The 6,803-nt window shown below is 76.9% G+C and carries 7 protein-coding genes; 2 read left to right on the top strand and 5 right to left on the bottom strand.

The window, feature by feature from the left end; all coding sequences use genetic code 11:
- Both HLB09_RS10940 and HLB09_RS10935 read right to left on the bottom strand, forming a co-directional pair.
- The coding region (locus tag HLB09_RS10940) for a class I SAM-dependent RNA methyltransferase (protein WP_171203405.1) at positions 1-668 on the bottom strand (668 nt) is incomplete at its 3' end.
- Positions 665-2,752: an APC family permease gene (locus HLB09_RS10935; protein ID WP_322790138.1), complete on the bottom strand. Its 2,088-nt coding sequence runs from the start codon at positions 2,750-2,752 to the stop codon at positions 665-667. The genes HLB09_RS10935 and HLB09_RS10940, both read right to left, overlap by 4 nt.
- Positions 2,753-2,861: 109 nt before the next feature.
- Between HLB09_RS10935 and HLB09_RS10930 the strand changes: the two genes are divergently transcribed.
- Both HLB09_RS10930 and HLB09_RS10925 read left to right on the top strand, forming a co-directional pair.
- Positions 2,862-3,524, top strand: a complete 663-nt coding sequence (locus HLB09_RS10930) for a potassium channel family protein (protein ID WP_171203403.1) — start codon at positions 2,862-2,864, stop codon at positions 3,522-3,524.
- A 77-nt stretch (positions 3,525-3,601) separates the two neighbouring features.
- The gene (locus HLB09_RS10925; protein ID WP_171203402.1) at positions 3,602-4,306 is read left to right on the top strand and encodes a potassium channel family protein; all 705 of its coding nucleotides are present in this window, start codon (positions 3,602-3,604) and stop codon (positions 4,304-4,306) included.
- Between the two features lie 6 nt (positions 4,307-4,312).
- On the opposite strand, the gene HLB09_RS10920 is transcribed toward HLB09_RS10925, so the two are convergent.
- From HLB09_RS10920 to HLB09_RS17835, 3 genes are all read right to left on the bottom strand, one after another.
- Positions 4,313-5,086, bottom strand: a complete 774-nt coding sequence (locus tag HLB09_RS10920; protein ID WP_171203401.1) for a DUF3159 domain-containing protein — start codon at positions 5,084-5,086, stop codon at positions 4,313-4,315.
- Positions 5,083-5,553, bottom strand: a complete 471-nt coding sequence (locus HLB09_RS10915; protein ID WP_322790137.1) for an OB-fold nucleic acid binding domain-containing protein — start codon at positions 5,551-5,553, stop codon at positions 5,083-5,085. The genes HLB09_RS10920 and HLB09_RS10915 overlap by 4 nt, the downstream gene beginning before the upstream one ends.
- 180 nt (positions 5,554-5,733) lie before the next feature.
- The gene (locus tag HLB09_RS17835) at positions 5,734-6,666 is read right to left on the bottom strand and encodes a DUF3710 domain-containing protein (protein WP_212770916.1); all 933 of its coding nucleotides are present in this window, start codon (positions 6,664-6,666) and stop codon (positions 5,734-5,736) included.
- Positions 6,667-6,803 lie beyond the last annotated feature (137 nt).

Raw genomic sequence — 6,803 nt, 5'->3', positions numbered from 1 at the left:
GTCGCCGCGGACCGCCCCGTCGTCTCGCGGGGCTCCGCGACGACGAGCGCGCCGCTGCCGGCGCCGCCGGGCACCACGGCCTCCACGGACCGCCAGCCGGTCCAGCGCCGCTCCGGCAGGCCGAGGTCGACGACGCCGGGCGTGGCGATGGGGCACCGCTCGACGGGGACCACGCGGTGCTCGCGGTGGGCGCGGAAGCCGAGCCGCCCGGCGCCGTCCGCCGCGTACGTGACCCGCGTGCGCCAGCCCAGCCCGCGGGCCGCGTCCTCCGGCGAGGTGCCGGTGCCGGCCGGGACCGGCACCTCCTCGACCTCGACGTCCACCTCGAGACCCGCGAGGCGCTGCAGCTGCTCGCGCAGCACCGCGGCCTTGAGGCGGCGCTGGGCCGCCGGGGCGGCGTGCTGCCAGTCGCAGCCCCCGCAGCCGCCGGGGCCGGCGACGGGGCAGGCGGGCTCCACGCGGTCGGCGGAGGCCCGCAGCACCTCGACGGCGTCGGCCCGCCAGTACGCCGCCCCGTCCCCGGCCTCGGTGAGCCGGGCGCGCACCCGCTCCCCCGGCAGGGCGTGCCGCACGAAGACGACGCGGCCCTCGTGCCGGGCCACGCAGTGGCCGCCGTGGGCGACGTCCCCCACCTCAAGCTCGAGCAGGCCCTCCTCGCCGCCGCTCACCGCGGCGCCCCCGGCCGCGAGCCCGCCCCGGGGTCTCGGTGAACGGGCGGAGCGGCGGGGCCCTCGGGCGACCGCGTGACGGCGCCGCGGCGCACGTCCCCGGGCGCCGGCGCGCGGTCGTCGACGTCGGCGCCCTCGCTGGAGGCCAGCTGCCACGGCACGCTCGCGACGACGACGCCGCGGATGAAGTGCAGGCGCGACTTGAGCCGCAGCGCGCTCTGGTTGTGCAGCAGCTGCTCCCACCAGTGGCCGACGACGTACTCGGGCACGTAGACGACGACGAGGTCGCGGGGGCTCTCCCGCTTGAGGGCCCGCACGTAGTCGACGACGGGCCGGGTGATCTCCCGGTAGGGCGACTCGAGCGCCTTGAGCCGCACCGGCAGGCCACGGCTGTCCCACGCCCGCTGCAGGGAGCGGGTCTCCGCCGGGTCGACGACGACGGTGACCGCCTCGAGCACCGACGGCCGGGACGCCCGGGCGTAGGCGAGGGCCCGCAGCGTGGGCAGGTGCAGCTTGGAGACGAGGACGATGGCGTGCACCCGGCTCGGGAGGACGCGGGGCACGTCGGAGCCCTCGGCCAGCTCGAGCTCGGCGGCGACCCGCGCGTAGTGCGTGCGCACCCCGCGCATGAGGACGAAGAGCACCGCCATGGCGAGGATGGCGATCCAGGCGCCGCGGGTGAACTTGGTCGCGAGGACGATGACGAGCACGACGCCGGTGAGGCCGAGGCCCACGGTGTTGATGGCCCGCGAGCGCAGCATGCGGCCGCGCGCCGCCGGGTCCGTCTCGGTGCGCAGGTGCCGGTTCCAGTGCTTGACCATGCCGAGCTGGCTCAGGGTGAAGGAGACGAACACCCCGACGATGTAGAGCTGGATCAGGCGGGTGACCTGGGCGTCGAAGGCGACGACGAGGACGATCGCCGCTCCCGCCAGCAGGATGATCCCGTTGCTGAACGCGAGCCGGTCCCCGCGCGTGTGCAGCTGGCGGGGCAGCAGCCCGTCCCGGGCGAGGATCGACCCGAGCACCGGGAAGCCGTTGAAGGCCGTGTTCGCGGCGAGGACGAGGATGAGGCCCGTGGCCGCCGTCACGACGAAGAAGGCGAACGGCGCGGAGTCGAAGACGGCGCGGGCGAGCTGCCCGATGACCGGGTCCTGCTGGTAGTCCTCGCCGACGGGCACCCCGTCGCGCAGGAGCTGGGTCGCGGGCAGCTCGGCGAAGCGCAGCCCGGTGAGGTTCGCGAGCGCGATGACGCTGAGCAGCATGGTGATGGCGAGCGCGCCGAGCAGCGCCAGCGTCGTCGCGGCGTTGCGGCTCTTGGGCTTGCGGAAGGCGGGCACGCCGTTGCTGATCGCCTCGACGCCCGTGAGGGCGGCGCACCCGGAGGAGAAGGCGCGCAGGACGAGGAAGGCGCCGACGACGCCGGTGAGGCCCTCCTCGTACCCGGGCTCCGCCACCAGCTCCAGCTCCGCGCTGTCCACCACGGGCAGGTCGCCCGACGCGGCGCGGACGAAGCCCCAGGCGCACATGCCGAGGACGGAGACGACGAAGACGTAGGTCGGGACGGCGAAGGCCCGGCCCGACTCGCGCACGCCGCGCAGGTTGATCCCCATGAGGAGCAGGACGAGGACGACGGCGAGGCTCGTCTCGTGGCCCGCGAGGAAGGGCAGCGCGGACGCCGCGTACTGGGCGCCCGAGGAGATGGAGACGGCGACCGTGAGGACGTAGTCGACGAGCAGCGCGCTCGCGACGACGAGGCCGGCGCCCCGGCCGAGGTTCGTCGTCGCGACCTCGTAGTCGCCGCCGCCCGAGGGGTAGGCGTGCACGTTCTGCCGGTAGGAGGCGATGACGACGACCATGACGACGACGACCGCCACGCCGATCCACGGCGACAGCACGTAGGAGCTGATGCCCGCGATGGCGAGCGTCAGGAAGATCTCGTCCGGCGCGTAGGCCACGGAGGAGAGGGCGTCCGAGGCGAAGACCGGCAGCGCGACCCGCTTGGGCAGCAGCGTGTGGCTGAGGCGGTCGCTGCGGAACGGACGGCCCAGGACGAGGCGCTTGGCGCCGTCCGCGATGCTCTGCACGGCGCCGATGGTAGGAGCCGCCGGGCACCGGCCCGCGCCGCCGCGGGACGGTCCGGGTGGAGGGGGCGCGCGCGGGGGCGCCGGCGCCGGACGGAGTAGCGTCCGGCGCGTGCACTTCGTCGTCATGGGCTGCGGCCGCGTCGGCTCGACCCTGGCCGTGGCCCTCGAGCGCCACGGCCACTCGGTGGCCGTCGTCGACAAGGACGAGCTGGCGTTCCGGCGGCTCGGCGCGGGCTTCGAGGGGCGCACCGTGACGGGCGTCGGCTTCGACCGCGACGTCCTGCTCGAGGCGGGCGTCCAGGAGGCGTACGCCTTCGCCGCCGTGAGCAGCGGCGACAACTCCAACATCCTCGCCGCCCGGGTGGCGCGAGAGGTCTTCGGCGTGCAGAACGTCGCCGCCCGGATCTACGACTCCGCCCGCGCCGAGGTGTACGAGCGCCTGGGGATCCCCACCGTCGCCACCGTCAAGTGGACTGCCGACCAGCTGGTGCGGCGCCTGCTGCCGCGCGGGGTCGTGCCGGACTACACGGACGCGAGCGGGTCGGTGCACCTCGCGGAGGTCTCCGTGCCGGCGTCCTGGGTCGGCACCCGGCTCACCGAGCTCGAGCGGGCGACGTCGACGCGGGTGGCCTTCCTCACGCGGCTCGGCAGCGCCCGCCTCCCCCGCCCCGACACCGTCCACCAGGAGGGCGACGTGCTGCACCTGCTCGTGCCCGACGCGGCCGTGACCGAGGTCGAGAAGGTGCTCGACGCGGGCCCCGAGCCCGACTGACGCCCGGCGTCCCGCACCACCACCGATCCGACCGGCTCCCGGGGCAGGCCCCGGGGGCGGACCCCGAAGGAGGCGCCGTGCGCGTGCTCATCGCCGGCGCCGGCAGCGTCGGCCGCTCCATCGCCCGCGAGCTCCTGGCGGGCGGCCACGACGTGCTGCTGGTCGACCGCAACCCCGAGAACGTCGGCCGCGCCTCCGTCCCGGGGGCGCGGTGGCTCCTCGCCGACGCCTGCGAGATCACGTCGCTGTCCGGCGCCGGCCTGGAGGCCACCGACGTCGTCGTCGCCGCCACGGGCGACGACAAGGCCAACCTCGTCGTCAGCCTCCTCGCCAAGACGGAGTTCGGGGTGCCGCGCACGGTCGCCCGGGTCAACAACCCCAAGAACGAGTGGATGTTCGACGAGGCCTGGGGCGTCGACGTCATGGTGTCGACCCCGCGCCTCATGACCGCGCTCGTCGAGGAGGCCGTCGCCGTCGGCGACGTCGTCGAGGTCTTCTCCTTCCGCGGCGGCGCCCGCATGCTCAGCTACACCATCCCCGACGGGTCCCCGCTGGCCGGGACCGCCGTCGGCAGCACCGACTGGCCGCCGGACACGGTGCTCGTCGGCGTCGTGCGCGAGGGCCGCCCGCTCGCACCGACCGACGACGACGCCCTCGAGGCGCGCGACGAGCTGCTCCTGCTGGCGGGCGACGAGGACGAGCAGGAGCTGCGCGACCTGCTCTCCCCCGGCCGCTGGCAGCGGGACGCCTCGCCGCGGGCGGCCGGCGCCGAGGTCGTCTGAGCCCCCTCAGCCCTCCGCGGGCCCGCGGGCGGGCGCCTCGGCGGGGCGGGTGGCCAGCGGCACCCGGCGCACGAGGAGCCACGTGAGGTAGGCCGCCACGCCGAAGAGCGGGAAGCCCATGACGACGCGGGCCGTGCCCAGGGCGGCGACCTCGTCGGCCAGGTAGAGGGGTCCCTGGACGAGCAGGCGCAGGACGAAGAGCGCGACCCAGATCCACGTCGCCTGCACGTAGACGCGCAGGCGGCGGGGGTCGTCCTTCCAGGCCAGGCGCTCGTCGGTGAGCAGGCCCAGGGCGAGGCCGAGCACCGGCCACGGCCCGCGCGGCACCCGGACCCGTCGGCCGCGGCCGAGCCGCAGGGAGAAGGCCGGCGTCCGCACGGTCGACAGGGCGTACACGGCCGCGTAGACGACGTTGACGAGCAGGCCCCACACGAAGAAGTCGCGCGCCTCCCCCGTCCGCGAGGCGATGAGCGCGCACAGGGCCACGCCGAGCAGCCCCGAGACGGCCTGCCCCGGGGAGCTGCGTCCTACGAGGCGCACGAGCACGAAGAGCGCAGAGGTGCCGAGCGCCGCCCAGATCGCCGCCCGCAGGTCCTGGACGACGCTGATGACGACGACGAAGACGACGCTGGGGAGCGCGACCTCGACGACCCCCCGCGGGCCGCCGAGCGCCTGCGACACCGAGAAGTCGGGACCGAGGGCGGCGGCGAGGCCCGAGCGGCCGGCGGCGGGCGCCGGGCCCTCCGCGGGCGCGCTCCCCTCCTCGGCGCCCCGGCTCACGAGCGCGGCGCGGGGGCCGACGGGAGGAGCTCGTACCGCGGGTTGTACATGACGGCGTGACCGTCGACGACGCTCACGAGCCCCTCGACCTTGATGCGCCGCCCGGCCTCGACGCCCGCGATCTCGCGGCGCCCGAGCCAGACCACGGAGAGCGAGCCGGAGCCGTCGAAGACCTCGGCCTCCAGGGCCGGGGTGCCGGCGCGGGGCCGCAGCGTGACGCTGCGCAGGGCGCCCGCGACGAGGACGCGGTGCCGGTCGCCGAGGGAGGCGCACGGGCTCCCGCCCTCGCGCGCCGACTCGGCCTGCTCGGCGGCGCAGTGCATCTCCTCGCGGCTGCTGAAGCGGCTGACCGCCTCGCGCAGACCGCCCAGCCCCGACCGGGGAGCGACGACGGCGGGGGCGCCGCCCTCGCGTCGGCCCGTCGTGGGGTCCGTCGTGCGGCCCAGGAGCCCGCGGGTGCGTGCCACGACCTCGTCCTCCTCGTCGGCGCGCGCCCTGCGCGCCCCGTCGGCGGTAGTCCGCCGGTGCGGGAGCCGCAGCGGCGCGCGTCCAGCGTAGGCGCTCCGCCGGGCGGTCCCGCGCCGGTGCGGGAGGACCACCCGGACGAGCGCGGGACCCTCGGGCGGCCCCGCCGCGGCCGACCGGGGTCAGCGCGTCTCGGTGGTCTCCGGGCCGCGGTGGAAGGGGTCCAGGGGGCCGAGCCCGTCGTCGCCGCCGTCGGGGGACGCCGGGCTCCCGGTGCCGCCGCCCGGGGCCGGCTGCTGCTCGACCGGCTGGCCGGGCAGGTTCTCGACCTGGCCGGGCTGGGCCTGGCCGGGCTGGGCCTGGGCGGCCTGGGCCTCACCGGGCTGACCGGTGGCGGGGCGGGCCTGGTCCTGGGGCGGCAGCCGCAGCGGCAGCATGTCGCGGGGGGCCATGGCCTCGTCGCCGCGGTCGACGACGACCGCGCGGAGCATCGCCTCGAGCGGGGCCGCGGCCTCGCGCTCCACCGCGGCGCGGCCGCCGAAGACGGCGCGGACGAACCAGCGGGGGCCGTCGACGCCGGCGAAGCGGACGGCGCGGTGCCCGGTGCGGCCGTCGTCGGTGCGCACGGGGACGCGGGCGAGCACCTCGGGCCCGAAGACGCCCTCGGCGTCCTCGCTGGCGCCGCCCTGGCGGCTCACCTGGGCGCGGATCTCGGCGCGGACCTCCTCCCAGATGCCGTCCGTGCGCGGGGCCGCGAAGGCCTGCAGCTGCAGCGTGGAGGGCCCGAGCACGACGACCGCCCCGATGACGCGCTGGGTCTTCTCCTCGAGCTCGAGCCGCAGCTCCATGCCCTGGACGGCGGGCAGGCGCAGCGCCCCGAGGTCCACGCGCGGGCGGGCCGCGTCCTCCTCGCTGATCTCGGTGAGGTCGAAGGGGCCCTGGGTCCGGCGACGCGCCTCGCGCGCCAGCGCCGCGGTGCGCACGCGCTCGGCCTCGGCCTCGGCGGCGACCCGGGCGGCGCGGTCGGCGACCGCCTGGGGGTCCTCCTCCTCGGGGACGGCGACCTCCTCCGCCTGCTCGGCCTCGACGGGCTCGTTCCTGCGGCGCCACTTCACGGCTGCTCCTCCCCGGCGGCGCGCGGGCCCCCGGCGGTCGTCTCGGTCGGGTCGGCTCCGCTGGTGGCGCCGGACCCGCTCGTCCTGGTGGTCGTGCTCGTGGTGCCCGGCGCAGCCGAGCGGGCCGCGCCGCCGGT

The organism is Pseudokineococcus marinus, from assembly GCF_013004605.1.
Lineage (GTDB): Bacteria > Actinomycetota > Actinomycetes > Actinomycetales > Quadrisphaeraceae > Pseudokineococcus > Pseudokineococcus marinus.
This window is presented reverse-complemented; position numbering and strand designations above follow the sequence as displayed.